This window comes from Paracoccus sediminis, assembly GCF_900188295.1.
Lineage (GTDB): Bacteria > Pseudomonadota > Alphaproteobacteria > Rhodobacterales > Rhodobacteraceae > Paracoccus > Paracoccus sediminis.
This window is the reverse complement of sequence record NZ_FZNM01000006.1, coordinates 156763-180773: the sequence shown is the minus strand read 5'-3', so window position 1 is coordinate 180773 and position 24011 is coordinate 156763. Positions and strand designations below refer to the sequence as shown.

Sequence of the window (24011 nt, the reverse complement as noted above, 5' to 3'; positions counted from 1 at the left end):
TCCGGTTGCTGGGGCCTAGCTGCTCGATGCGGTGAACTGGCCGATCTTGAAGATGACGAACTCGGCCGGGGCGACGGGGGCGAGGCCGATCTCGCAGACCAGGCGGCCGTTATCGATGTCGTCCTGCGACATGGTTGACCGGTTGCAGGCCACGAAGAACCCTTCCTCGGGCGTCGTTCCCATCAGTGCGCCGGATTTCCAGACGCCAATCAGGAACGCGGTGATCGATTGCGTCACCCGTTCCCACAAGGCCTCGGAATTCGGCTCGAACACCACCCACTGGGTGCCGATATCGATCGAATGTTCGACAAAGATGAAAAGCCTGCGGAAGTTCAGGTATTTCCATTCCTGGTCCGAACTGATCGTTCGGGCGCCCCACATGCGGATGCCGCGCGGGGTCAGGTCGCGGATCAGGTTGATGCCGACGGGGTTCAGCACCTCTTGCTCGGCGGCGGTCAGGGGCAGCGCGACATCGACAATGTTGCGCACCACCTCGTTCGCGGGGGCCTTGTGGACTCCGACCGCATTGTCCGTGCGGGCATAGATTCCCATCGCATAGCCCGAGGGCGGAAAGCTTTCGATCCGGCCATTCGCGGTGTTCAGCGCGCGCAGCCATGGCGCGTAATAGGCCGCATACTTGCTGTCGTAATTGTTGCGATGCGCCTGGATCGAGACCACGTCTTCCGCGTCGACCGGCGCGTCCAGGACCGCGACGCGGTATTTCAGCCGCTCGCAATGGCTAATCAGCGCGGCCTGCACGGTTTCGGCGGTGACGCCCGGCACGGCGACCATCGAGATGTCGTCGCGTTCCGCCAGCGCCTCGATGCCGGTGCGGCGGCTTGGGCCAAGATCCTCGCCGATCAGCGACAGGTCGGTGATCGCGGTGCCGTTGTCGCCGTTTCGCAGCGATTTCGGAAAGCCGTCGGCGGTCGCGGGGGCATCGGCGAAATCGGTGCCGGCCCCGGCAACCGGGGTATCGACCTCGATCAGCTTCGATCCGATCTCCTTGTCGTTCAGCCGGTCGGCGAAATACTTCAACCCGGCATCGGTCGCGGTGTCGCTGTTCCAGGTCAGCCCCTCGAACGCCTCGGCCAGGACCGGCGTTCCGGATTCGGCGTCGGCCTGCCAGACGACCACGTCGATTTCGTGCACGCGCAGGAACATGTTGCGCCTTGCGGGATCGGGATCGAGGTCCAGGGGGGACGCCAGGGCCAGCGGCGCCGCAAGCGTGACGGTCCGCGCGCCGCTGTCGATGGCGGCGACCGTCGCTTCGATCTTGGCCGCGCCGGTATCGAATTCGACCTTTGCGCCGGTATAGAAGCTGGCGGTCGAGGCGACGGAAAGCGTGTCGTCGCCGTTCGCGGCGGCTTGCAGCCCTTCGAAGGCCGCCCAGTTCGTCGCGTCGACGCCGCCCGCCGGAAAGTTCCCTGCCGCTTCGCCCAGCCACAGCGCGCTGTGTGTCGGATCGACCAGCACGACCTCGGCATTGGCGAAGCCGCCGGTGTTCTGCACGGCGATCCTTTCGAATCCGCCCGCGCGGTTCGGCGCGGCAAGGCCGGAGACATCGTTGACATAGATGCGGCTGAAAAGACCTGCACCCGGTGCGGTGGCGACAAGGCGCGTCGGCGTGGCGGCCGGGGCCGCGGCGGCAAGCGGGTTGTCCACGGTGACATGGGCGCCCGGCGCGATGTCCTGCGCGGTCCTGACCTGCGCCAGCGTCACGTCGGTCGTGACGCCGCCCGAGGTGACGCGGATCTCGTCGCCGATCTGAAGCATCATGGCCAGGTCGTGCGGGATCGCCGTCGGTCCATAGGGGCCGGAACCGCCCGTCATGTCGATGGCAAAGGCCGCCGGGGCCGCGCCCAGCGCCAGCACCGTTCCCAGCGGATTGCCGCCGCGTGCGATCAGTTCGGCCGTGGCGCCGCCGCCTGAATGGTCCAGCCCGGCCGCACCGCTGCTGGTCGCGAATTCGACATCGCCATCGGCGATGGCCGTGATCGTCAGCGCCTCGGCCCCGACGGTGATCTGATCGCCGACCCTGAGGTTCTGCATTGCCGCCGGCGTGAAGCCGAGCGTCGTGTCCCCCGCATTGGCATCGGCGGCCAGCGGGATGGCCGCATCGACGCGGCGCCCGGCCGAGGCTGTCAGCGCGACCGGAGCCTTGTCTCGGGGCCGGAATTCGACCGACAGGCGGTTGCCGTCGTTGCCGCGATGGCGGGACCGGATGACCGGGCCTGCATCCGCAAGGGGCGCCGCGCCGAGAATCTCGATCCGGGTGTTTTCAGGCTCGAAGGTGACGCCGGCGGCGACGGGATTGGCCAGCACCGCCGAATTTTCAAGCGGATTGATCGAAACGACCGCCGACGCCAGCCGCTCGGTAAAGGCGCCCGTCGCCGTAGGGCGGGTGAAGACGCGCAGCACCGTTCCCGGCGCGACCTGGCGCAGCGTGTTCAGGCGCAGCGTATCGGTAGGGCCGCGGACGGTGACGCCGCGCGCCAGCCGGAAGATCGTGCCCTGGTCCATTGTCCGTCCCGCCGCGGCGGCGCCGGGGCCAAGCGTGCGGACGACATAGCAGCGGCTGCCGCCGTTCTCGAAGAACGCCTTGACCGCGTGGCCGAGGTAATCGCCCAGCCCGGAAGGCGATGTGACCGGGTCGCCGAACAACCGCCGGAACTGGCCATAGCTGCCGACGAAGGTCGGCTTGCCTTCCGGGCCGCTGCGGGCGGCGCCGACGAATCCGGCGGTCGAGGTGCTGACCCCCTGGATAGGCTTGCCGCGGAACGAGGTCTCCTGGATGAAGACGCCGGGGCGGAGATATTCGGGCATCGTATCGTCTCCTTGGCTATGGCTTCGCTAGGCCAACTGGAAAGTCACCCGCGCCACCGTCTGCGGGAGGATCGTGAAGTCCGGCCCGGCAAAGCCTGCCCCTGCGGTGGCGGGCAGGAAGCTGCCCGACAGGATCGGGCGGACCGCGCCGCCGGGAATGCGCGCCTCGATCGTCAGGGGCACCCGTCCCCCCGCGTCGAGCGGCAGCACGCCGGGCGGCAGAAAAAGGAACTCTCCCGCCGGATCGCTGCGCGTCAGACGATTGAAGGGCCGGCCCTGAAGCGCGATGCGGATTTCAAGGCCGCCCGCGCCCGTGCCCCGCAGCTTGCCGCGCACTCCGGTCGCGCCGGGCGTCGTCTCGGCGCCGGCGGTCGGCCACAGTTCCTGGTCGATCACCTGGGCCGGGACGGGCAGTGGCAGAGTCACCTCGGGGTCGGCGATCTCCCAGCGGATCCAGCCGGACTGGCTGCGCCGGAATGGATCGCGCCACAGGATGCGCCGGGTGCCCGCGGCCGCGCCGAGGAAACGGTAGCTGCCGTCGGCCTGGCGCGCGCCGCTGCCATCGGGACGCGGGGCGGGGCGGGCATAGCTTTCCGACAGCCGCACGGGCAGTTCTTGCGGCACCGGCCGCCCGGAGAAATGGTCGATGAAGCGCACGGCGAGCGAGAGGGTATGGGTGATCGTCATGGAACCGCCTCCAGTACCGCCTCGGCCACCGGCGCCGCGCGGGGGGGATCGGTCGGTTCAAGCGCGGCGACGCGGACGCGGTAGACGAGAGACAGCCGATAGCCGAGTTCCGCCGCGTCCCAGATGCGGTAATGCCCGTCGACGGGCAGCGTCTCCATGATGATCTGAAGCCCGTCCTCGGGCGACCAGACCGGCAGGCCGGGCGTCTCGAAAAGGCTGCCATGGGCCAGTTCGGCATGGTCATAGAAGGCCTGGAGGATGGCGCCCATCAGCCGCGCTTCGTCGCGCGTGGCAGGCAGGTCGCCGATCACGTCACCGGTGGCGCGCACACCCCAGGCGGTGACGAGGTAGCACAGTTCCAGCGGCAGCGGCTGGCGTCCCAACGAGCCGTCGGCCAGAACCCGGCGCGGGCTGCCGCGCATCTCGGCATTGCCGACGATCTGATACAGGAACAGCGAAACGAACGGGTCCGCCGTGTTGGCAAGCGAGGCGAAGGCCGCCGGCGTGACCACCCCGACGCCGACATTGGGAATGCCAAGCGCCCCGATGTGGCGGTCGAGCAGTTCGGCCAGCGTCTGCCCGGTATTCTCGATGACCCGCCAATCAGCCATGGCGCCTGCCCTGGTGCTGGATGCTCCGGTCTGCCAACAAGACGATTCCTCCGACGCGGTTGATGCCGGCTCACCCGAGTCATGCTGCCTGAGGGGAGGGGGTCGGGGCAAAGTCGCCGGTGGTTCAAAAACGGTTCAGGGCAGGATTCCGGCGTGCCACGCAGGGGGGCGTGGGATTTCCCGGCAAGGGGCACCGGGGCGGGTCTGGATCCTGATCGGCGGGTGGTCTGGATCGCAAGGCGAATGACATCCAGATCCCTTCGCAAGGCTTGCGCCGCCGGATTCGCGGCCGGGATATGGCGCGATCAGGAAAATGACGGCGCTGACGGGATCTGTATCCCCTGAACGCATCCCGTCATGGGATCGCTGCGCGCCAACGCCAACCGCTTATCCTGATCGGGGCATGTGGTCCGGGTCTTCATTTCCCCGGAATGAACCCTCGCGGTCATCCCCGCCCCGCCTGCGCGCGCTAGGATCAGTCCTATCGCTTGCGGAAAGGGCTGTCAGTGCGACTCGGTATGGACCTCGCCGCCGCGCCGACGATGCTCAGGTCGATCATCGAAAGCGCAATAGCCGAGATTTCCGACGCCGAGGTGGTGCATCTGCCCTCGGAAGGTCCGTTCGATGCTGTTCTGGTCTGCATGGATGTCCCCGATCCGCAGGCCTTGCCGGCGGTGCAGGCGGATCGGTTCGTCGTCGTCCCGCGCCGGGGCGACTGGCTTTGGGTGTTGAGGGCCGGAAAGGTGCAAAGAAAGATAGAGGACGTATCAACCGCGACGATCCGCGCCTGCCTGCGCCGCGATCCCCCCGAGGTGTCATAGATGCTCCGCGCACCGCCCCTGTTCGCCGCAACCCGCCCGGCCCCGCCCCCCGATCCGGTCGCGGCGGCATCTGCGGCATTGTCCGAGCTCAACGGCTGGCTTGCCGCGCGCATCCTTTCCTCCGGCCGCACGACCTTGCCGCCCGAACGGGCCGCGGCCGTCGAACGCGCCGCCGGCGCGCAGGCCCGCATGCGCGCATCGGGCAGACCGCATCTGCCGGGTCTCGACCGGGTTTCCGCGGCCATGGGCCTGGACGATGCCGAGCGCGACCTGCTTCTTGCCGCCGCTCTGGTCGAGGCGAGTCCCGAGGCGGCGCGGTTGATCGCCGTGATGGGCGAACCGGGTGCCTCGCGGCGGATGGTGCTGGGCCAGGTTGCCGCCCTGGGGTTTGAGCCGGCGGATTTCCTTGTCCGGCTCCGGCCCGATGCGCCGATGGTCGATTTCGGGCTGGTGGCCCTGAAGGGCGACGGACCCCTGGTCACGCGCGAACTGGCGGTGCCGCCAGACGTGACAGCGGCGGTTCTCGGCCTGCGCGGGGCCTCTGCGCTGCCGTTGCGCCTGATGAACGACGAGGACCGGAGCCGTCCGCTGCCGCCTGGGATTGCTGATCGCGTCGCGGCGCTGACCCGGATGCTGACGCTGCGCGAGATGCCGGGTGCGCCATTCATCATCGTGACCGGAACCGCCGACAGCGGACGCCGCGATATCGCCCGGCGGATCGCGGCGTCGCTGCGGCCGACCGCTGTCGAAGCGCCGCTTGCCGACCTGGCCGAGCCAGAGCGGCAAGCGGCCTTTCGCAGGACGGTTCGGATGAATGATGCCGTGGCCATCCTTGGCGACCCCCAGACGGCGGAGTTGGAAATGCTGCGCGCGATTCTGCGCGGTCTCGACAGTCCGGTGATCGTCATCGCCCCGGCCGGATCGTTTGCGCCGATTGCCGCGCGCGTCGACCGGGTGGCCGTTTCGCTGGACGTGCCGCGCAGCGACGTGTCAGAACGCGCCGAACTTTGGCGGCAGGCAATTCCATCCGTCGACGCGGAAGATCGTACCCGCATTGCCCAGCGATTTGCCTTCGGCCGCGCCGGGATCGGCCGGGCGCTCAGGCTGGCCGTGACGTCGGCGCGGATCGAGGGCCGCAGGATCCCGACCGGCGACGACCTGCTGGCTGCCTGCGACCAGATCAGGACCGCCGAGTTCGACGGCTCGGCACAGCGGATGACCTGCACCTTCCGCCGCGAGGACATCGTGCTGAGACGCGAAACCGAGGCCGAGCTGGACCTTGCCATTGCCTGGGCGCGACACGGCAGCCGGCTATTCGCGCAAGACGGGCCGGGCGGCGCGCTCGGGGCCGGCCACGGGCTTGCCTGCCTGTTCAGCGGGCCGCCCGGAACCGGCAAGACGATGGCGGCGCAAATCGTCGCGCGCCAAGTGGATTATGCGCTTTACCGCATTGACCTCAGCCGGGTGATCGACAAGTTCATCGGCGAAAGCGAGAAACGCCTGGCCGCGCTTTTCGACGAGGCCGAGCGATCCCGCGTTGCGCTGTTCTTCGACGAGGCCGACGCCTGCTTCGGCAAGCGCACCGAGCTTCGCGACAGTCACGACCGTTACGCCAACATCACCATCGACTTTCTGCTCCAGCGGCTGGAGAGCTTTGAAGGATTGGCGATCCTGGCCACCAATCTGGTCGGCAACATGGACGACGCCTTCCTGCGGCGCATCCGGGTCCGGGCCGAGTTCACCCCTCCTGGTCCACCCGAACGAAAACGGATCTGGGACCGGCTTCTGCCCTTGCCAGGGTCGCGTTCCGACGACATCGACATCGCCATTTTGTCGGATGCGTTCGAACTGGTCGGCGGCGAGATCAGGAATGCGATCTATACGGCGCATCTGCTGGCCGCCGGAGAACGGGAGGTTCTAGCCATGCGGCACTGCGTCAAGGGTCTTTGGCGGGAACTTGCCAAGATCGGCCGCCTGCCGGACCGGACGCGGCTTGGCGTCTGGCAGCATCTCGTGGCGGATGAAACCGGGCGATCGCGCCTTGCGGGCCGCTAAGCTCCAGCCCCCGCGCAGGTTTTTCGCCATGCCCGCCCGTATCCCGGACCACAGCATCGCCACGACCGGCGACCTGTTGCCATGTCACTGCGGCAGAGAGCGGTCCCCCAGGGCCTGCACTTCGTCACCATAGCGGGCCGCGCGGGCCCAGGCGTCGGCCAGCCGTCTAAGCCGTCTGGAAACGCTTCGGCTCTGTCCTCGACAGTTTCCCACCACAGGAATGCAGCCTAACTGCTGAAATGCAGGCTATGCTTCAACCTGGAACAATCATGGACTAGCGGCTGCGCCAGCCTGTCGGACCACCGCGATGCCGGGGCCGAACGGCAGCACGGGGGCCGACGCGGCGTCAAGCCGGACGTGACGGTGTGTCGGGATCATCGAATGTTCCTCCTGGACTGGCGGGTGGCAGGGCAGGTGGATCGGACAGGGTCTTTGGCGTGTCGGGGACCGTGGCTGCCAGATCGGCAAGCGACAGGCTGGTCAGAACGGCCCCGAGCTGCACCCGCCGTTTCAGGTTGGATCTGCCGAAATCAAAGGCCTTGCCCACGAAAATATCCTCGGGGTCGGTCAGGACAATGTGGCGGAAATTGCGGCCCTGCAGATCGGCGCATCCAATGATGCGGGCCGATTGCCCGGCAAAGAACAGATCCTGCGCCCGCGTCCCGATGCCGTCCATCGTGTCCGGCATAGTGCCCTGCTGCGCGAACAGATCGAACGCAAGGATCGCCGCCTCGCCCGGACGATCCAGCAGCGGCCGCAAGGGCAGGTTCTCGCACAGGCCGGGATCCAGAAACCACCGCCCGTCAACATGAACGGGCCGGAACAGGATGGGCAGGGCGGTGCTGGCCATCACGTGATCCACCGTCAGCACCGTATCGCGGTTGCGGAAATCCACGATCGCTCCGCTTTCGGCATCAAGGGCGGTGAGCGTCACCTCGATCTCGGAATCGTTCAGCCGGTCGAAATCGATGGTCCGCTCCAGCAGGCGCCGCATCGGTCCGCGCCGGAACTGCGCGGCGTCGGCGGGCATTCCGGGCAGGATTTCCCACAGGCCCGGCCAGGACGGCACAAACAGCGGCGGATGGCCGCGCATCAGCATTCCCATGACCGAAGCCCGGCGTCCCATGGTCGGCCGGTGCTGTCCGACCCTTTCCAGAAAATCGTTCAGCGCCTCGGCCCGCCGGGACGGCGGATTGCCTGCGATCACCGTCGCGACCACGGCGCCGATCGAGGCGCCCGACATGCGGGTCACACGCAGGCCGGATTGTTCGATCGCCTGCCAGGCGCCGATGTAGAATGCGCCAAGCGCGTTCCCGCCGGCAAAGCAAAGCCAAGCCTCCATCCCGTCAGCCCAGCCGGCTGCTGATCGCCTGCAACATCGACATGCGGGCGTCGATCGCCGGGAGGCCGACGATGGACACACCGTTCGCCCTGGGATTGCTGCCGTTTTCAGCATAAGCCGAATGCAGCGCACGCAGGCGCTCGCGGCCCTGGATCTGCGCCGTCAGATACTGCCTGTCGCATTCGGCCCCGGCGGGCATGGCGTTCATCCGTTCCAGCAGCGTCCCATGGTCCGTCGTCACCGGGTCCGGGGGCGCTGCGCCAAAAGCCCGTGCCTCGGCTTCCTGCTCAGCCACCTCAAGGGGCGCGAAAGCCTTGACTGCGGGATCGGTCGCCTTGTCCATGCCAGCCCGGCGTCCGAGCAGGGGAAACTTTCCGCCCAGCAGGATCGCCTGCCTGTCCGCATCGGGCGAGGTTCCGTCCATGGCCGGATCCCTGGTTTGCGCGAACGACATCCGGGCGACCGGCATCATGGCGGCAACGGCACCGGTAGCGAAAAGGGTTCTGCGCATCCTCGTGGTATCCTTCTGGTGGATGGTCCGAAAGCCGGACCTTTGGGGATCCGCCAGACCGGACGACCTGGCAGGAATGGGATTCATTCGTCTTCGGGTTTCGCCATCTGCCGATGCGCCTTGGCCACAAGGCCCGCCGGCAGGATTTCGGCCAAGGTCGCCTGGGCCTTGTTCCTTAGGCCCGGCGTCATCTGCGCCCGGCCTGCCAGCAGCGCGTCGTATCCCGAGCGGGCCACAATGGCGGGATCGTCCTTGTTCTTCATCTGTCCAAAGTGGGTATCCAGAAGGCCCGCGCGTTCAAAAAACGCCGTATCCGTCAGTCCCGGCATCAGACAGGTCACGGTGACGCCCGTGCCCTTGAGTTCCTCGTTCCAGCCCAGGGCGAAATTGTTCAGGAACGCCTTCGAGGCGTTGTAGATCGCCTGGTACGTTCCCGGCATGAAGCCCGCAATGGATCCGGTAATCAGGATGCGTCCCTGGCCCCGGTCGCGCATCCGGCGGCCCAGGGGATGGGCCAGCCGCAGCACGCCCAGGATATTGGTCATTACCACATGGTCGATGGCGTCCGGATCCTGGTCCAGAAAGCCATGGCCCAGCCCGGTGCCCGCATTCAGCATCAGCAGGTCGACCTCGCGCCCGGCCACCTGCGTCAGAACGGCCTGGATCCCGTCGGTGGTGGCCAGATCGGCCTGGATCGCTTCGGCGCCCAGGTCCGACGCCGCTTGATGGATGGCGGGTTCATTGGCGACCGCGATGACCTCGTGGCCATCGGCGCGGGCGATGCGGGCCAGTTCCAGGCCGATGCCGCTGGACGCGCCTGTAACAAGGGCAAGGGTCATTGTCGTCTCCTTTCAAGGGGCGTCAGGCGCGCGCCCCGGTGTAGCATCCAGCGGGCCGTGGGATCAGCCTGCGATCTGTTCGGCCTGGGCGCCGCTGTCCGGCCGGGCCATGCCCAAGTCGGGTTTCTGGTCGGACGGATGCAGCTTGCCCGTGGCAAAGGTGCCCTTGCCGTCGATGGACGGCCCCTTGCCCCAACGGCCCGGAACCGGCGCGCCGCCATCGGCCTGGAAGCCCAGATAGGCATAGCTGAATTCGGTCTTTTCCCGGTCTTGCGGAAAGCTGTTCGGAATCGGGAAGGCCCCGGTCATGCCGCCCAGCTCCTCGAGCGCCGCAAGCCACTGGTTCTGGTGCATGGTGTCGCGCGCGATCAGATAAGACAGCATGTCCTTCATCCCCGCGTCGTCGGTCATGGTGTAAAGCCGCACGGCCAGGGTGCGCCCGGTGGATTCGGCGGCGATATTGGCCGTCATGTCGGCGGCGATGTTGCCGCTGGCATAGATGTGGGACATGTCGAAGGGCACGCCGTCGCTGTCCACCGGCATGGCCGACAGGCCCGAGGACAACAGGTTCTTCAGGTTCATGCCGCCCATGACGGCTTCGACGGCCTTGTCGCGGGCGCCCTCCTCCTTCAGCGACAGGGGCGCGCCTTCCAGGTTCATGGCGACGGCGGTGGCCAGCATCTCGATATGGCCCAGTTCCTCGGCGGCGGTGTTCATCAGCAGGTCGCGGAACTTGGGGTTGCCGCGCGCACCACAGGCCTGGAAGAAGTATTGCATGGCCACGCGGATTTCGCCCTCGACGCCGCCGATGGCCTGTTGCAATGCCCGCGCAAACAGCGGGTCGGGCGTATCGACGCGGACGGGATATTGCAGCTTGTTGTCGGTATAGAACATTGGGTGATCCGATCAGAGGGAAATATCAAGGGACACGCCCGGAAGCGTGGGACGCCAAGGATTATCGGTCGCCAAAGGGTTCATGCCTTCGGTCGATCCATTCTGTTTTCGTCCGCCTCAGGTTTTTGTCGGCAGGATTTGCACGTGTCTTCTCGGGCATGGAAAACTCCTGGAATTGACACCGATCGGTTGCTGGTCACGACATGAACCGTGACAGCGGCGAAAGGCTGCAACCGGGCCGGCGTCTGTTTGTTCCCGAAAAAACTTCGGGCTTCGTGTCATGGATTTGCAAACGATTGCTTACGGATGCCTCTTGTCCAGGCGGCTCAATGTTTCCGACGCGCCTGGGAAAGGGCTTCCTGAAGCTTTCGTGCCAGCATCCTGAGGTGGGGGGATATCGGCCCCTTCTCATCGATGTCCGCCAGAACCCGAGACAACGCTTGTTCGAGTTCGTGTTCAGGGCTGGAATCATCATTCCGCTTGGTCATCGCGTTTCCCGAAAAAAATCCAAATCCGATCGCATATCCTGAAACCTAAACCGGAATATGGGATGATGCAGGAAAAAAACCGTCGCGTGACGTCTTTCGGGAACAAACGCCTGTTTCTTCGGTTCGGATTATCGTGACGGCAGCCCCTGAGGCATTGTGGCGATGCATTCAAGGGCTGGCGGTTCATGGTCGCTGCACGGACACATGGAACTCATGCAGGCGGGCGCGCTGTATCCGATCTGTCGTCCCCGTGGCGATCCTTTGAACACCGGAGGAAAGATGACGGCACGAACCATGCGTCCCTGGGCGAACCCGACAGATCGCAGCGCCTTTCGCAAACCCGGCCGGGGATCCGGACGATGAGCGTTGCGCTGTCCGCCGTATTGCCGGTCGCCCCTATCAATCCGGGTCATTTTCAGCCCGAGGCCTGCGTCGATCCCCGCCAGCACATGGGCGAGGATGTTCTCCAGCATCTGCCCGCCCTGCGGGCCTATGCGCGGTCCTTGTGCCGCCGCGCCGGGGATCCCGACGATCTTGTCCAGGAAACCCTGCTGCGCGCCATCGAACATGCGCATGGCTATCGGCCGGGCACGAACCTGCGCGCCTGGCTGTTCACCATCATGCGAAGCCGCTTTTACAACGGCTGGCGGCGGCTTGACCGGGAACGGACCGGCTCTGCCGAGTGCGCGTCGGCCTTGCCCCACAGCCAGCCCGGCCAGGAATGGCACCTGCGCCACAAGGAGATGCTGGCGGCGTTGGACGGCATCCCGGACCATTACCGCGAAGCCCTGGTCCTGGTTGCCATTCTGGGCGAAACCTATCTGTCCGCGGCAGAAATCCTGAACTGCGACGTCGGCACGGTCAAAAGCCGGGTCTGCCGCGCGCGGGGACGCCTGCGCACCATCCTGGATCCCGAATTCTGACGAAGGGACGCGAATGAAATCCACCAGACCCCAAGAGGCGGAGTCCGACCAGATCATGAACGGACATTTGGAACAGTGGAAGCGACTGATGGAACGCGAGGCGGTGCCCAAACGGTTGCGCGAACTGGCATCCGCCCTGCGCGAGGCGCTGACTGCGGCCCATGGGCCGCCCAGGCCGTGACCGCCCTGCGCGGCCCATGGGCCGCCCAGGCCGTGACCGCCCTGCGCGGTCCGCGAGACGCCTAATGCAGGTGCCGCCTGCCACGCCGGCGGTATTCGTCATCCAGCAAGGCCAGCAGGCAAGCACGGATTTCGCCCTTTATCCGGGTTTCTCGGGTTTCGGCAATGGCCCGCAGCAGCACCGCCTCGACAAGGCGTTCGGCAGAGGCTGCGTCCGGCATCATGATCTTTGCCTGCCGGATCACCTCCATCACGACCATCTCGATGCTGTCGGTTTCCTGGAAGGCGTTTTTGTGATGCTGCTCGTGCAGGTCATGCAAGAGCGGGGCCGAGTCGCTGGGCTTGGCATAGATATGCCGGCGCGCGAAACGGTCCGGAACAACCTGGGGATGATAACCGGTCAGAAACAGCATGGGCACGCCATGATGGATCAGGGAATCCGCCACAGAAAAGGAGGTCTCGTCCTGGATTTTCACGTCCAGGATCGCCCCCTGCACCAGCCCGACCCGATGGATCGCCTCATGAACGTCGGCAAACGGTCCCACCACCGTATCGCCGTTGGCACGGATATCGCGCGCCAGCCTTTCGGCAAGGAAATAATCGTCCTCGACCACCAAGATGCGAAGCGGATCGGTTCTCATCGGTCCCCCCAGGCAGCGCCGGATAATAAAGGGTCGGTCGGACAAGGCGGGCCGCAGCGCCCCGATACCACGGACAATTACGTAGCACGAGCCGCGGGGGAATCCATGCCTCAACCAAAGTGTGTAATTTATGTTAGGCTTTCCCAAGAAGTTGATCCAGCCCGCGCCGCAGGTTTCCGCGATAAATCCCCTGCCGCCCTTTCAAGGTAGCGTTCCGGCCTGTTTGGTGCTGGAATGAACCGCGATGGCGGCAGAGCGGTCGCAAGATCGGCCCCGCCCGCCTTTCCACAGGGATGACCCGGATGCAGAACCCGATCCAGGACGCACCTGGCATGGCCGAACGGACCGCCCGCCACGACTGGGCCTCGACGCCCTTGGGCGCGATGAAGGACTGGCCACAAAGCCTGAAAACGGCGGTCGATGTCATGCTGGCCTCTGGTCATGCCATGCAACTGGCCTGGGGACCGGACCGGACCGTCCTTTACAACGATGCCTATGCGCCGATGCTGGGCGACCGCCATCCCGATGCTCTTGGCGCGCCGTTTCGCAAGGCATGGCCCGACATCTGGGACAGGATCGCGCCGCTGGTGGACCGGGTTTTCGAAGGCGAGACGGTCCGGTTCGAGGACATGCCCCTGGCCATGACCCGGCATGGCTATCCCGAAGACACCTGGTGGAGCTTTTCCTATTCACCTGTCCGCAACGAGGCCGGAACGGTTGCGGGGCTTTTGAACATTACGGTCGATGCCACGCCAAGGCTGCGCGCCGAACGCGAACGCGACAAGGCCCGCCTGTTGCAGGACGCCATGCTGGAGGTGCTGCCAATCGGTCTGGCCCTGATCGGCACGGATGGCCAGGTCGTCTCGTCCAACCCCGCATGGGACCGCTTTACGCCCGCCGGGCGCATACCGTCGCGCGACCCGGACCGGGGCTGGCGTTGGCGTGCCTGGGATGGCGACGGTCGGCGGATCGAGCCTTGCGACTTTCCCGGCGCCCGCGCGCTGCGGGGCGAACGTTGCCTTCCGGGGGTCGAGTTTCTGTATACCGACGATACGTCCGCCGAAATCTGGACAAACGTCGCCTCGGTGCCGCTGTTCGATGATGGCGGGCAGGTCGTGGGCGCGGTTTCGATCATCATGGATATCGACGCCGCGAAACGGGCCGACAGGGCGCTGCGCCGACGTGCGGACCACCAGGCGGTCCTGCTTGGGTTCAGCGATGCCCTGCAAAGGATGACCGATCCGGCCGAAATCCGCGGAAAGGCCGCGCGCATCCTGGGCGAACAGCTTGGCCTTGCCCGGATTTTCTTTTTCGATCTCGAATGGAATGGGGGCAACGAGCGGATCCCTGTGATGACACCGGACCATCACCGCGACCAGGCGCAGACGTCCCATGCCGTTTCCCGCGCGCTGGCCGACATCATCGGCGCGCGGTTCAAGACCTTTGCGCAAGGAACGGTGATTGCGGTTGCCGATGTGGATGCCGATCCCGGCCTGACGGACCAGCAGCGCGCGGCCTTTCGGGACATGGGCGTTGCGGCTTTTGTTAATGTGCCGTTGCTGCGCCATGGCGAATATGCCGCCGGGATCGGTGCCCATGCCGAACGGCCTCGCGCCTGGGACAAGGACGAAATCGACCTGATCCGCGATGTCGCGCGCCGTGCCCTGATGGCCATCGAAAGGGCCGAGGCCGAAGCGGCATTGAACGAAAGCGAGATGCGATATCGTTCGCTGTTCGAGACGATGGGGCAGGGCTATGACGAATGCGAACTGATCCGCGACGATGCGGGCAAACCGGTCGATTATCGCATTCTGGACATGAACCCCGCCTTTGAACGCCTGGTGGGAATGGACGCCCATCATATCCGGGGCAGGACCGCCCGCGACATCATCCCCGGCCTGGAACGCTGGTGGCCCGACGAAATCGGCCGTATCGTCGCCACCGGCCAGCCCGAACGCATCGAACACGAGGTCGCGGGGTCCGGGCGTTTCTACGAGGTGACGATCTATCCGCGCGGAGAGGATCGCTTTGCCGCCCTGTTCGACGACGTCACCGAACGCCGCCGCGCCGAAACCGTCTTGCGCGACAGCGAGGAACGTCAGACCTTTCTGTTGAGGCTTGCCGACGCGATACGCTTGCTTGCCGATCCGGTCGCGATCCAGAACGAGGCCAGCCGCTTGCTGGGCGAACATCTTGGCGCTGACCGAACCTATTATGTGCAACTGGATCAGGATCGGCAGGTGGCGACAGTTGAACAAGAATATCTGGCGGACGACTCTCCCACCCTGGTCGGGCAGCATTCCTTTGCAAGCTATGGGGCCGTTCTGGCGCGCATGCAGGCGGGGCGGACCGTTGTGGTCCATGATGCCGACGCCGACCTGGATCTGTGCGACACCGACCGCCCGGCCTATCGGGCGCTGAAGCTGGCCGCCTTCGTGAACAGCCCGCTGGTCAAGAACGGCGTTCTGGTCAGCGCGATGTGCGTGGTCAGCGCCCGACCGCGCCGCTGGACCCCGGCAGACACCGCCCTGGTCGAGGATGTCGCCGAACGGACCTGGGCCGCGGTTGAACGCGCCCGCGCCGAAGCCGCGCTGCGCGCAAGCGAGGAACGCTTTCGCGAATTCGGGGAAAACAGCCCCAACGCCCTGTGGATCGTCGATGTCGACACGATGCGCCTTCAATATCTCAGTTCCGCGTTCGACCGCATCTGGGGCGAAAGCGGCGATGTGGTAATGGCCGATCTCTCGCGGTGGACCGACTTGGTTCACCCTGACGATCGGGCGCAGGCAGGCCGCGCCATGTCGGGTCTGCTGGCAGGCGAGCCCGCCATTGTCGAATACCGCATCCTTCGTCCTGACGGCGATGTTCGCTGGATCAGGGACACCGGCTTTCCTATCCACGACCGGGGAATCGTCAAGCGCGGCGGCGGCATTGCCCAGGACGTGACCGATCTCAAACGGGCCGAGGCCGCGCTGCGCAAAAGCGAGGAGCGGCTGCGCCAGTTCGGCGAAGCCTCACAGGATGTCTTGTGGCTTCGCGACGCCAAGACCCTGCAATGGCAGTATCTGACTCCGGCTTTCGAGGCGATCTATGGCATCGCCCGCGACGACGCGCTTGCCGGCAACAACTATCGAAGCTGGCTTGACCTGATTCTGCCCGAAGACCGGCAACACGCGTCAGACGCCATCCGGCGTGTGCGGGGCGGCGAACACGTCACCTTCGACTATCGCATCCGGCGGCCTTGCGACCATGCAGTTCGCTGGCTGCGCAACACCGACTTTCCGATCATAGACGAGGAGGGCAGGGTTGTTCTGGTCGGCGGCATCGGCCACGATCTGACCGAAATGCGGGAAACGGAACTGCGTCTGCAAACTCTGATCGAGGGCATTCCACAGCTTGTCTGGCGGGCGATCGGCAGCGGCGACTGGACTTGGGCCAGCCCGCAGTGGACGGCCTATACCGGCCAGTACGGCCCGGACAGCCACGGCTGGGGCTGGCTTGAGATGGTCCATCCCGAGGATCGGGGCGCAGCGTGCGAGGCCTGGTCCCATGCCCTGGAAACAGGCGGATTCGAGGTCGAATACCGGCTGTGCCACGCCGCGGGGCAGGATTTCCGCTGGTTCCAGACCCGCGCCGCGCCGGTTCGGGACGAATCGGGCAGGATCATCGAATGGCTTGGCACCTCGACCGACATCCACGACCTGCGCCTGTTGCAGGAACGTCAAAGGGTTCTGGTGGGCGAACTTCAGCACCGCACCCGCAATCTGATGGCCGTCGTCCGATCGATGGCCGACCGGACGGGCGAAACCAGCCGCGACTTTGGTCATTTCCGGGACCGCTTCCAGGACAGGCTGGAAGCATTGGCCCGCGCGCAGGGCCTGCTTTCGCGGCTGGGCGACACCGACCGCGTCACCTTTGACGAATTGATCGCGGCCGAACTGGCGGCCATGGACGGCGCTGCCGACCGCGTCGTGATCGACGGGCCATCCGGCATCCGGTTGCGGTCCAGCATGGTCCAGATGCTCGCCATGGCGCTGCACGAACTGGCGACCAATGCGGTCAAGTATGGCGCTCTGGGCCAACCCCAGGCCCGGCTGACGATCCGCTGGCGGATGGGACCGCCCGACGACCGTGGCCGGCCGTGGCTGCACATCGACTGGCACGAAAGCGGCGTCAGGATGCCGTCTGCGCACCACGCGCCGCGGGGCACCGGCCAAGGGCGCGAACTGATCGAAAAGGCCTTGCCGTATCAACTGGGCGCCAGGACCGGCTATGCCTTTCGCGAAGACGGCATCCACTGCACCATCTCGATCCCGGTTTCGGCAAGCAATGGTTCAGGAAAGAGGCGACCATGACCGACAATCGCTTGACGGGCCGGAGGATCTTGGTGGCCGAGGACGAATACGTCATGGCCATGGATCTGACGCAGGAACTTGCCGGCATGGGCGCGATTGTGATCGGTCCCGCCCCGTCGGTCGAAAGGGCGGTGGATCTGATCGAATGCACGCCGTGCATCGACGCGGCCATCCTTGACATCAACCTGGGCGGAGAAATGATCTTTCCTGCGGCGGACCGGCTTTGCGCGCGGGGCGTGCCGTTCCTGTTCACGACCGGCTATGACCAGTCCATCATCCCGGCGCGCTTTTGCGGCAAGCCGAGATGCGAAAAACCCGTCGGGTCGGGCAAGCTCTGCCGGGTCTTGGCAAGGATCATTCCGGCGCAAACGGCCTAGGGCCGGGATGGCATGCCGGCGTGAGTGCACAGCGCGGGCGCAGACGAAAACCGCCGGCTGACAGGTTCCGGCGATTGGACGAAAGCCTGCATCCGTGGGCCGTGGGCTTATCTCTATCGCGCGGTCGTCAGGTTCGAAAGGACTTTGAACCTTATGGTGTCGATGTGGGGCAGCGAGCCAACCGCCTTCCAAGCAAGATCGTCGTCGACGAGAGCGGGATCGGCAAGGAGGATTACCGACCGATAGGCGGCACATGGTCACGGGCCTTGGCATGGCGTCGTGTGCCTGGCGCCATCGGCGCCCAGATCGCCAAACGCCCCAGCGCAAGCCGCGCGATATTCTGCGTCTGCGTTCCGCAGGCACGACGCCAGCGCCAAAGTGGAAGGACGAAATGCGCAATCCAATCGGTCAACTGATGCACAAGACGGAGGCAAGGAGAATACGGGCCGCGTGTTCTATCTGCCAAGAATATGACGCAAGTCGCTTGCTTCCGGCATGGTGTCGAAAATCAGTTGCGCCTCGATATGGCGAAGATGCGCTTCCAGCAGGTCGCTCGCTCTGATCCCGTCTCCCCTTTGGATTGCCGCAGCGATCTCGCCATGCTCATCGTCTTGGCACAGGACATGGTTCGATCCCGAAAACAAGCCGATGATAAGCGAACTGCGCATGACCAGTTCGTGCAGAAACTCGGCTAAAACGTCGTTCTGCCCGATCTTGGCCAAGACCATGTGGAATTCGCCCGACAGGCGGATCGCTCGGGCGCGGTCACCGCTCTCGCGAGCAGCAATTTCGGCCTGCACCACTTTGTCCAGTGCGGCGAGATCTATCTTCTTGGCGTGCTGGGCGGCGTTGCGTGCCAAGGTCTTTTCAATGGCCCGGCGTGCCTGAAAGACATTGCGCGCCTCAGGCTGGCTGGGCACGCGCACAAAGGCGCCGCGGTTGCGCCGGAGTTCGACGGTCTTGCGGGTGGCCAGAATGACAAGCGCACGGCGCACGTCCGTCCGGCTGCAATCATAAATTTCGCAGAGTTCCGGTTCGCTCAGCTTGGTGCCCGCGCGCAGCCGCCGCTCGAGAATAGCCTCGATCACCCCGTCGACGATCAAGTTTTCCGCATTCTCTGCCATGAGACTGATTTTACCCCCTGCTTTCTTGGGGAAACTATGTCGCCATTTCGTGCAGCACAAGGCGCCGTGCACCGGCTTGAATATGAATCGTTGACAGGTTGCATAAGAATCGTTGACGATCCGGAAATAGAGACAGGCCGGAGGTGCTCATGAAAATTCTTCTCGTCAATCCCAATGCCACAGCCTCGATGACCGACAAAATCGCCGCCAGTGCCCGGCGCGTCGTCGGACCGGGGGTCGAGATCGTCGCGCGAACCGGAGAAGGGTCGCCCGCCAGCATCGAGGGACATCATGATGAGGCGATGTCGGTGCCCACCCTGCTGCGCCATGTCCGCGCGGGCGAGGAACAGGGCGTGGCGGGCGTCGTGGTGGCCTGTTTCGACGATCCGGGCATCGGCGCCTGCCGCGAACTGGCCACGGGCCCGGTCATCGGCATCGCCGAGGCTGCCATGAAGGCCGCGACCATGCTGGCCACCAGCTTTTCGGTCGTCACCACGCTGCCGCGTTCGGTCCCGGTGATCGAGGAGCTGGCCCGCCGCTATGGCGTGGACCACCAGTGCCGCAAGGTCCGGTCGGCCAGCATCCCCGTTCTGGCGCTGGAGGAAGAAGACTCGGGCGCCAGGGAAAAGGTGCGCGATGAAATCCTGCGGGCCATCCGCGAGGACAACTGCGAGGCCATTGTTCTTGGCTGCGCGGGAATGGCCGATCTGACCGACTGGCTGTCGCGCGAAACCGGGGTGCCGGTCATCGACGGCGTCACCGTTGCCGTCAAGTTTGTCGAAGGGCTGGCGGGGATCGGCCTGGGGACCAGCAAGATTTGCGCCTATGCGCAGCCAAACCAGAAATAAGCCACAATCTCACAACAGGGGAGGATGAAAAGATGTCGTCGACAGAAAGCCTGGCCGGCAGCCAGAGCATCGAGCCCGATCACAAGAAGGTGGGCGAGGAAACGCTTGCCCCCCAACGCCATCGGATCATGGATCCTTGGTCTTATCTGTTTGCCTGGCTGGGTGGCTGCGTGTCCATCGGGACGTTTACCGTCGGTTCGGGCCTGGCGGGGACGCTGAATCTTTTGCAGGTGTTCCTTGCCATTGCCATCGGTTGCACCGTGATCGGGGTTGCCCTGGCGATCAATGGCGCCGCAGGCCACAAATACGGCATCCCGTTCATGGTGCAGGCGCGGTCGTCGTTTGGCTTTGCCGGCACGCGCCTGCCGGCCCTGGTCCGGTCGGTTCCAGCGATCGTCTGGTTCGGCTTTCAAAGCTGGATCGGGGCCGGGGCGCTGAACCTTGTGTCGGTGACGCTGTTCGGATTCGACAACATCGTCTTCTGGTTTATCGCCTTCCAGTTCCTGCAGATCGGACTGTCGGTGCTGGGCTTCAGCGGCATCAAATGGCTGGAGAACATCGGTTCGATCTTCATCATCGGGGCGCTGATCTATATGTTCGTCAGCGTCATCAACAAATACGGCGATGCCATTTCTACCAATCTGCTGCAAGCCGAGGGCACCTGGGGCGCCCCGTTCTGGGGCGCCACGATGCTGTTTCTGGGCGTCTACAGCACCATGATGCTGAACGTGTCGGACTATTCGCGGGAACTGAAGGAAAGCGTCTCGCCGCTGCGCCAGGTGGTGATCTATGCCAATTCGATCCTGCCGGCGACGTTGTTCATGGGCCTGATCGGACTGATGGTGTCCAGTGCCACGGGAGAGGTCGATCCGATCAAGGTCTTCTCGAGCGCGGTGGACAACAAGATCCTTTTGATTATCACGCTGCTGTTCATCGTGTTCGCGCAGGTGACGACCAACGTCCTGAACAACGTGATCCCGCCCGCCTATGCGCTGATGGATATCTTCAAGCTGAACTTCAAGATTTCGGCGGTGCTGGTGGGGCTTTTGGCGTTCGCGACCTTCCCGTGGGAGTTGGTCAAGGACGAATCCGCTGCCGGACTCAACCTGTTCATCCAGACCTATTCGGCCTTCCTGGGACCGATCTTTGCGGTGCTGGTGGTGGACTACTATGTCCTGCGCAAGCGCCAGCTGAACCTGGATCTGCTTTATGACGAAGACGGACCCTATAAAGGGGTGAACTGGGCCGCGATCCTTGCAACGGCAATCGGGATTGTCTTCGCGCTGATCTTTTCGGGTATATCGTGGTATGCCAGCCTGATCCCCGCAGGGCTGAGCTATTACCTCCTGATGAAGACCATGCCCTCGGCACGGCGGTTCTTGTCGAACTGATGCAGGATCAGATGCCCGGCCTTTCGCACGGGGCCGGGCAATCACCTTTTCCCTCCGCTTTCACAAGGATCAAGCCCATGTTTCGGACATGCCGCTTTCTTGCGTCCGCCCTATCCCGCTGCATCGCGTCTGCCGCCGTCGCAGTGTTCTGCCTTGCAGGAAGTTCCGCAGCAGAGACCGCGCTTTCCGCGGACAGCCCGACCATCATCCTGATTAATCCCAATTCCAACGCTGCCGCCACCGAAAGCATGACGGCCCTTGCGCAACAAGCCGCTGGCAACCGTGTCCGGATCCTCGGGCGAACCAACCACAATGCTCCTCCGCTTCTGACCACCCCCGAAGACATGGTTCAGGCCGCCACCGGCGTTGTCGAGATCGGTCGGCAGGCCGCTGCCGAGGAGGGCGTCGCAGCCCTTATCGTTTCCGCGTTCAGCGATCCCGGTCTTGCCGAACTGCGCGACGCGCTGCCCGACACCGTCGTGGTGGGCATCGGCGAACAGGCTTTTCATGAAGCGGCCCGAAACGGCCGTTCCTTTGCCATCGTGACAATTACCCCCGATCCCGCGCTCATCGAGTCCTTTCGGTCCAAAGCCGAGGAACTCGGTTATGGAAAGCAGTTCAAGGGCGTCCGCGTCACGCCCGGCGATCCAAAGAAACTTGTCGAGAAGCCCGACCAGCTTGATGCGGCCTTGGCGGAAGCGGTGGAGCAGGCGGTGCGGGAGGACGGGGCAGAAGCCGTCATCATGGGCGGCGGTCCCTTGTCGGCGCCGGCAACACGCATCCAGTCGCGCTTCGATGTTCCATTGGTCGTCGCGGTCGCGGCCGCCGCAAACGCTGCCTTGATGGAGCTTTCAGAATAGGATGTGCGCTTCCTGCACGATGATCCTAGCAATCCGCATCTGGCCGACACAGGGTCAGCAGCGCAAGACAGCAGCCTCATGTTGCTGGCTGTAAGATCCGGAACAGTTCGACCTGTACGTCGATGACCAGCCCAGGCCTGGTCCGCGGTCAGGGTAGGCATGCCAAGTTCAACCGCCAAGGCAAGGCATGCCCCATCCCCACGCAATAGCCCGAAGGGAGAGTGTCAGGTCTTCTGTGTATGGCTGACTGGGTCCATGCTTCCTGAGAGGAGCAAGTACGATGACGATTTCCAACGAGCTGCTGGACGAGTTGCCATTCAGGACACAGGATCCAAGACCACGGCCTTATCCGGGCTCCTCCTCGCGGCGGCGGTGGGCGATCAGCTTGTCCGCCAAGGATATGTCGTCCGGCACATGGCGCCGCAGGATGGGTTGCGCGCGGGCAACCATTTGGGAAAGCGAGCGCATCTGCATTTCACCGCCCTCGATATCGACCAGCACCGTGTCGCCGGCCACAATGCTCATTTCGCGTCCATGGGGCGGGAATGACGAACTTGCAGCTTTCGATAATCCGCACCCGCTGGGCTGGCATGTCCCGCGTCTTCTATAAGGTCCGTTATCCACGTCAGCACCTGTCAACACACATCGTATCAAAATCGCGCAACAGTCAGAAGAACCTCGACTGTCTTTTCTGAAAGCGGTTTTCCTCAATGCGATTTGGTATGATCCTCCGGCAAGGGCCGGCCGATGCGAAACATGTTCTTGCCGAAATGGTGCAACTTCATGGGGTGGCGGCGGCACATCCGCCGGATCCGCCTCGACGCCCTCTCGGCGGTCAGTAGGCAACCGATCTGGTCCACGGTTATCGTTCGTCGCCCTTTGCAAGCCCAGAGCATCGGTATGAGAGGAAAGCTTCGCCATCTGATGCAGCGGAATCGGCAAGATGGCCGAGGCCTGGCCGCCGTTGCGGCCTGAAATGCCAAAGCTGACATGGTCAACCTCTTGGCACGTAATGGGCGGTCCGTGGTCCGGCAAAGCCCGCACCGACAATAGCCCTTGCATTCGGTGTCCTACCGCATTGTCAGTCAGGACGAGTTCCCCCTTTAGGAAATCCTGTCGCAAGGGGTCAGCAATCCGGCGACAACAGCACGAGGCATGGCAGAAAACATGCGGAAAGCGCGAGTGGTCCAAGGCCTTGAGTGCGAAACGGGGCAAGAGATTCATCGTTACGACACAGCCGGGTCGGCATCTATCCTGGCGTCGCGTACCGTGGCCGAAGCGCGTGGCCTGACGGCTCGCTCTCTGGGTTCGCTGATAAACCATGATGGCGCCAACACGCTGTCGTTGGCGAGAACGCCCGACATTTTCTCGCGCAATGACAGCGGTTGGAAGGCGACGGCGGCTGATCTGGGCATCCATTGGCAGACCCTGGTCCATCGCCTGCGGCTGATCCAGCCCTGACGAGGATCAAACCCACCACCAGTTCGGGCACCGCCCGCTTTCGGATGGCGCTGCAAGCCGCGCGGCGGGTCGGGCTGCTGGCCTGTCCGAAGATCGGCGATCCATAAGTTCATTCTATACTGGATCGCGAATTTGCACTCTCACGCCTGGGCGCGGTGCCGATGTATCCCTCGGGACATGACAACCATATCGGTTCCGCGATGAACATCATGCCTGTCCACATGGAGCCAAGCCGTTCCGGTTGGTATGCCGACCTGGGTCCGCGGCCCGCCGCCTTTCCCTTGGGCATCCTGGCCGCCCGCCGCGCGCGGGTCGAGGCCGCCTTGCGCCCCGTGCTGGACGTGATGCAGACCGTGCCGCCTTGGGTCTATCTGATCCCGGCGGTGATGATCTTTTCCCTGGGGCGCGTCCCCGCGATCATCGCCACCATCGTCTATGCCATCCCGCCGATGCTGCGCCTGACCAAGCTGGCCTTCAAGGGCGTGCCCGCTGACCTCAGGGAACTGGGCCAGGCCATCGGCGCGACGCCCCGCACGATCCTGTGGAGGATCGAGCTGCCCGCCGCCAGGCCCACGCTGCTGGTCGGCCTGAACCAGTGCATCCTGCTGTCGCTGGCCATGGTCGTGCTGGCGGGCCTGGTCGGCGCGGGCGGCCTGGGCGCCGAGGTGACGCGCGGCCTGACCCGCATGGAGATGGGCCTCGGCCTGCGCGCCGGCCTCGGCGGGCAGGGGTGACATCTCGTGGATCAGGCGGTTCATGAGGGGCCGGGATCAGACA

The 24011-nt window shown here is 64.7% G+C and carries 23 protein-coding genes; 13 read left to right on the top strand and 10 right to left on the bottom strand.

Features of this window, described 5'->3' with window-relative positions; all coding sequences use genetic code 11:
• Window positions 1–15 precede the first annotated feature (15 nt).
• Genes CHB77_RS10775 through CHB77_RS10765 form a run of 3 tightly spaced genes read right to left on the bottom strand, consistent with a single transcriptional unit; the run spans window position 16 to window position 4124 of the window.
• Complete coding sequence (locus CHB77_RS10775) at window positions 16–2826, bottom strand: phage tail sheath subtilisin-like domain-containing protein (protein WP_089388205.1); 2811 nt, start codon at window positions 2824–2826, stop codon at window positions 16–18.
• Window positions 2827–2853: 27 nt separating this feature from the next.
• The gene (locus CHB77_RS10770; protein WP_089388204.1) at window positions 2854–3513 is read right to left on the bottom strand and encodes a hypothetical protein; all 660 of its coding nucleotides are present in this window, start codon (window positions 3511–3513) and stop codon (window positions 2854–2856) included.
• A complete protein-coding gene (locus CHB77_RS10765) occupies window positions 3510–4124 on the bottom strand; it encodes a Pvc16 family protein (protein ID WP_089388203.1) in 615 nt (204 codons plus the stop codon). The genes CHB77_RS10770 and CHB77_RS10765 overlap by 4 nt, the downstream gene beginning before the upstream one ends.
• Before the next feature lie 506 nt (window positions 4125–4630).
• On the opposite strand from CHB77_RS10765, the gene CHB77_RS10760 reads away from it, so the two are divergent.
• Together CHB77_RS10760 and CHB77_RS10755 are read left to right on the top strand one after the other, a co-directional pair.
• On the top strand, window positions 4631–4945 hold the full coding sequence (locus CHB77_RS10760; RefSeq protein WP_131023345.1) for a hypothetical protein: 315 nt from the start codon (window positions 4631–4633) through the stop codon (window positions 4943–4945).
• The gene (locus CHB77_RS10755) at window positions 4946–7000 is read left to right on the top strand and encodes an ATP-binding protein (protein ID WP_089388201.1); all 2055 of its coding nucleotides are present in this window, start codon (window positions 4946–4948) and stop codon (window positions 6998–7000) included.
• A gap of 346 nt (window positions 7001–7346) precedes the next feature.
• Here CHB77_RS10755 and CHB77_RS10750 read toward each other — a convergent pair whose 3' ends face one another.
• The 4 genes from CHB77_RS10750 to CHB77_RS10735 all read right to left on the bottom strand — a co-directional run bounded on the left by CHB77_RS10750 (window position 7347) and on the right by CHB77_RS10735 (window position 10586).
• Window positions 7347–8342: a patatin-like phospholipase family protein gene (locus CHB77_RS10750; protein ID WP_165456253.1), complete on the bottom strand. Its 996-nt coding sequence runs from the start codon at window positions 8340–8342 to the stop codon at window positions 7347–7349.
• 4 nt (window positions 8343–8346) lie between these two features.
• Window positions 8347–8853 (bottom strand): DUF305 domain-containing protein, encoded by a 507-nt coding sequence (locus CHB77_RS10745; RefSeq protein ID WP_165456252.1) that lies wholly within the window; start codon window positions 8851–8853, stop codon window positions 8347–8349.
• Between the two features lie 83 nt (window positions 8854–8936).
• Complete coding sequence (locus CHB77_RS10740; protein ID WP_089388198.1) at window positions 8937–9692, bottom strand: SDR family NAD(P)-dependent oxidoreductase; 756 nt, start codon at window positions 9690–9692, stop codon at window positions 8937–8939.
• Between the two features lie 63 nt (window positions 9693–9755).
• A complete protein-coding gene (locus CHB77_RS10735; RefSeq protein ID WP_089388197.1) occupies window positions 9756–10586 on the bottom strand; it encodes a manganese catalase family protein in 831 nt (276 codons plus the stop codon).
• A 203-nt stretch (window positions 10587–10789) separates the two neighbouring features.
• On the opposite strand from CHB77_RS10735, the gene CHB77_RS18055 reads away from it, so the two are divergent.
• From CHB77_RS18055 to CHB77_RS18310, 3 genes are all read left to right on the top strand, one after another.
• Entirely contained in the window at window positions 10790–11116 is a 327-nt protein-coding gene (locus tag CHB77_RS18055) for a hypothetical protein (protein ID WP_131023344.1), read from the top strand.
• A gap of 317 nt (window positions 11117–11433) precedes the next feature.
• The gene (locus CHB77_RS10730) at window positions 11434–11997 is read left to right on the top strand and encodes a sigma-70 family RNA polymerase sigma factor (protein WP_341273558.1); all 564 of its coding nucleotides are present in this window, start codon (window positions 11434–11436) and stop codon (window positions 11995–11997) included.
• A 13-nt stretch (window positions 11998–12010) separates the two neighbouring features.
• Window positions 12011–12178 (top strand): hypothetical protein, encoded by a 168-nt coding sequence (locus CHB77_RS18310; protein ID WP_165456251.1) that lies wholly within the window; start codon window positions 12011–12013, stop codon window positions 12176–12178.
• 61 nt (window positions 12179–12239) lie between these two features.
• Here CHB77_RS18310 and CHB77_RS10725 read toward each other — a convergent pair whose 3' ends face one another.
• Window positions 12240–12818 carry a response regulator gene (locus CHB77_RS10725; RefSeq protein WP_089388196.1) on the bottom strand — a complete coding sequence of 193 codons (579 nt, stop codon included), beginning with the start codon at window positions 12816–12818 and terminating at the stop codon, window positions 12240–12242.
• A gap of 302 nt (window positions 12819–13120) precedes the next feature.
• Here CHB77_RS10725 and CHB77_RS10720 point away from each other — a divergent pair, with 302 nt between their 5' ends.
• The 3 genes from CHB77_RS10720 (at window position 13121) to CHB77_RS18050 (ending at window position 17966) form a co-directional block, all read left to right on the top strand.
• The gene (locus CHB77_RS10720) at window positions 13121–17173 is read left to right on the top strand and encodes a PAS domain S-box protein (protein WP_165456250.1); all 4053 of its coding nucleotides are present in this window, start codon (window positions 13121–13123) and stop codon (window positions 17171–17173) included.
• The gene (locus CHB77_RS10715; RefSeq protein ID WP_089388194.1) at window positions 17170–17550 is read left to right on the top strand and encodes a response regulator; all 381 of its coding nucleotides are present in this window, start codon (window positions 17170–17172) and stop codon (window positions 17548–17550) included. Before CHB77_RS10720 ends, CHB77_RS10715 begins: the two co-directional genes overlap by 4 nt.
• 74 nt (window positions 17551–17624) lie before the next feature.
• Window positions 17625–17966 carry a hypothetical protein gene (locus CHB77_RS18050; protein ID WP_131023343.1) on the top strand — a complete coding sequence of 114 codons (342 nt, stop codon included), beginning with the start codon at window positions 17625–17627 and terminating at the stop codon, window positions 17964–17966.
• A 39-nt stretch (window positions 17967–18005) separates the two neighbouring features.
• On the opposite strand, the gene CHB77_RS10710 is transcribed toward CHB77_RS18050, so the two are convergent.
• A complete protein-coding gene (locus CHB77_RS10710) occupies window positions 18006–18674 on the bottom strand; it encodes a GntR family transcriptional regulator (protein ID WP_089388193.1) in 669 nt (222 codons plus the stop codon).
• 149 nt (window positions 18675–18823) lie between these two features.
• On the opposite strand from CHB77_RS10710, the gene CHB77_RS10705 reads away from it, so the two are divergent.
• The 3 genes from CHB77_RS10705 to CHB77_RS10695 are packed head-to-tail and all read left to right on the top strand — an operon-like array spanning window position 18824 to window position 21773.
• On the top strand, window positions 18824–19522 hold the full coding sequence (locus CHB77_RS10705; RefSeq protein WP_089388192.1) for an aspartate/glutamate racemase family protein: 699 nt from the start codon (window positions 18824–18826) through the stop codon (window positions 19520–19522).
• Between the two features lie 32 nt (window positions 19523–19554).
• Complete coding sequence (locus CHB77_RS10700; protein ID WP_089388191.1) at window positions 19555–20913, top strand: NCS1 family transporter; 1359 nt, start codon at window positions 19555–19557, stop codon at window positions 20911–20913.
• 11 nt (window positions 20914–20924) lie between these two features.
• Window positions 20925–21773: an aspartate/glutamate racemase family protein gene (locus tag CHB77_RS10695; protein WP_242626618.1), complete on the top strand. Its 849-nt coding sequence runs from the start codon at window positions 20925–20927 to the stop codon at window positions 21771–21773.
• A 345-nt stretch (window positions 21774–22118) separates the two neighbouring features.
• Here the strand turns inward: CHB77_RS10695 and CHB77_RS10690 are convergent, their stop codons facing one another.
• Window positions 22119–22298, bottom strand: coding sequence for an AbrB family transcriptional regulator (locus tag CHB77_RS10690; RefSeq protein ID WP_089388189.1), 180 nt, complete (start codon window positions 22296–22298; stop codon window positions 22119–22121).
• A gap of 630 nt (window positions 22299–22928) precedes the next feature.
• Between CHB77_RS10690 and CHB77_RS10680 the strand changes: the two genes are divergently transcribed.
• Both CHB77_RS10680 and CHB77_RS10675 read left to right on the top strand, forming a co-directional pair.
• Window positions 22929–23234, top strand: coding sequence for a helix-turn-helix domain-containing protein (locus tag CHB77_RS10680; RefSeq protein ID WP_089388187.1), 306 nt, complete (start codon window positions 22929–22931; stop codon window positions 23232–23234).
• 200 nt (window positions 23235–23434) lie between these two features.
• Window positions 23435–23968, top strand: coding sequence for an ABC transporter permease subunit (locus tag CHB77_RS10675; protein WP_242626617.1), 534 nt, complete (start codon window positions 23435–23437; stop codon window positions 23966–23968).
• Window positions 23969–24011: the final 43 nt, after the last annotated feature.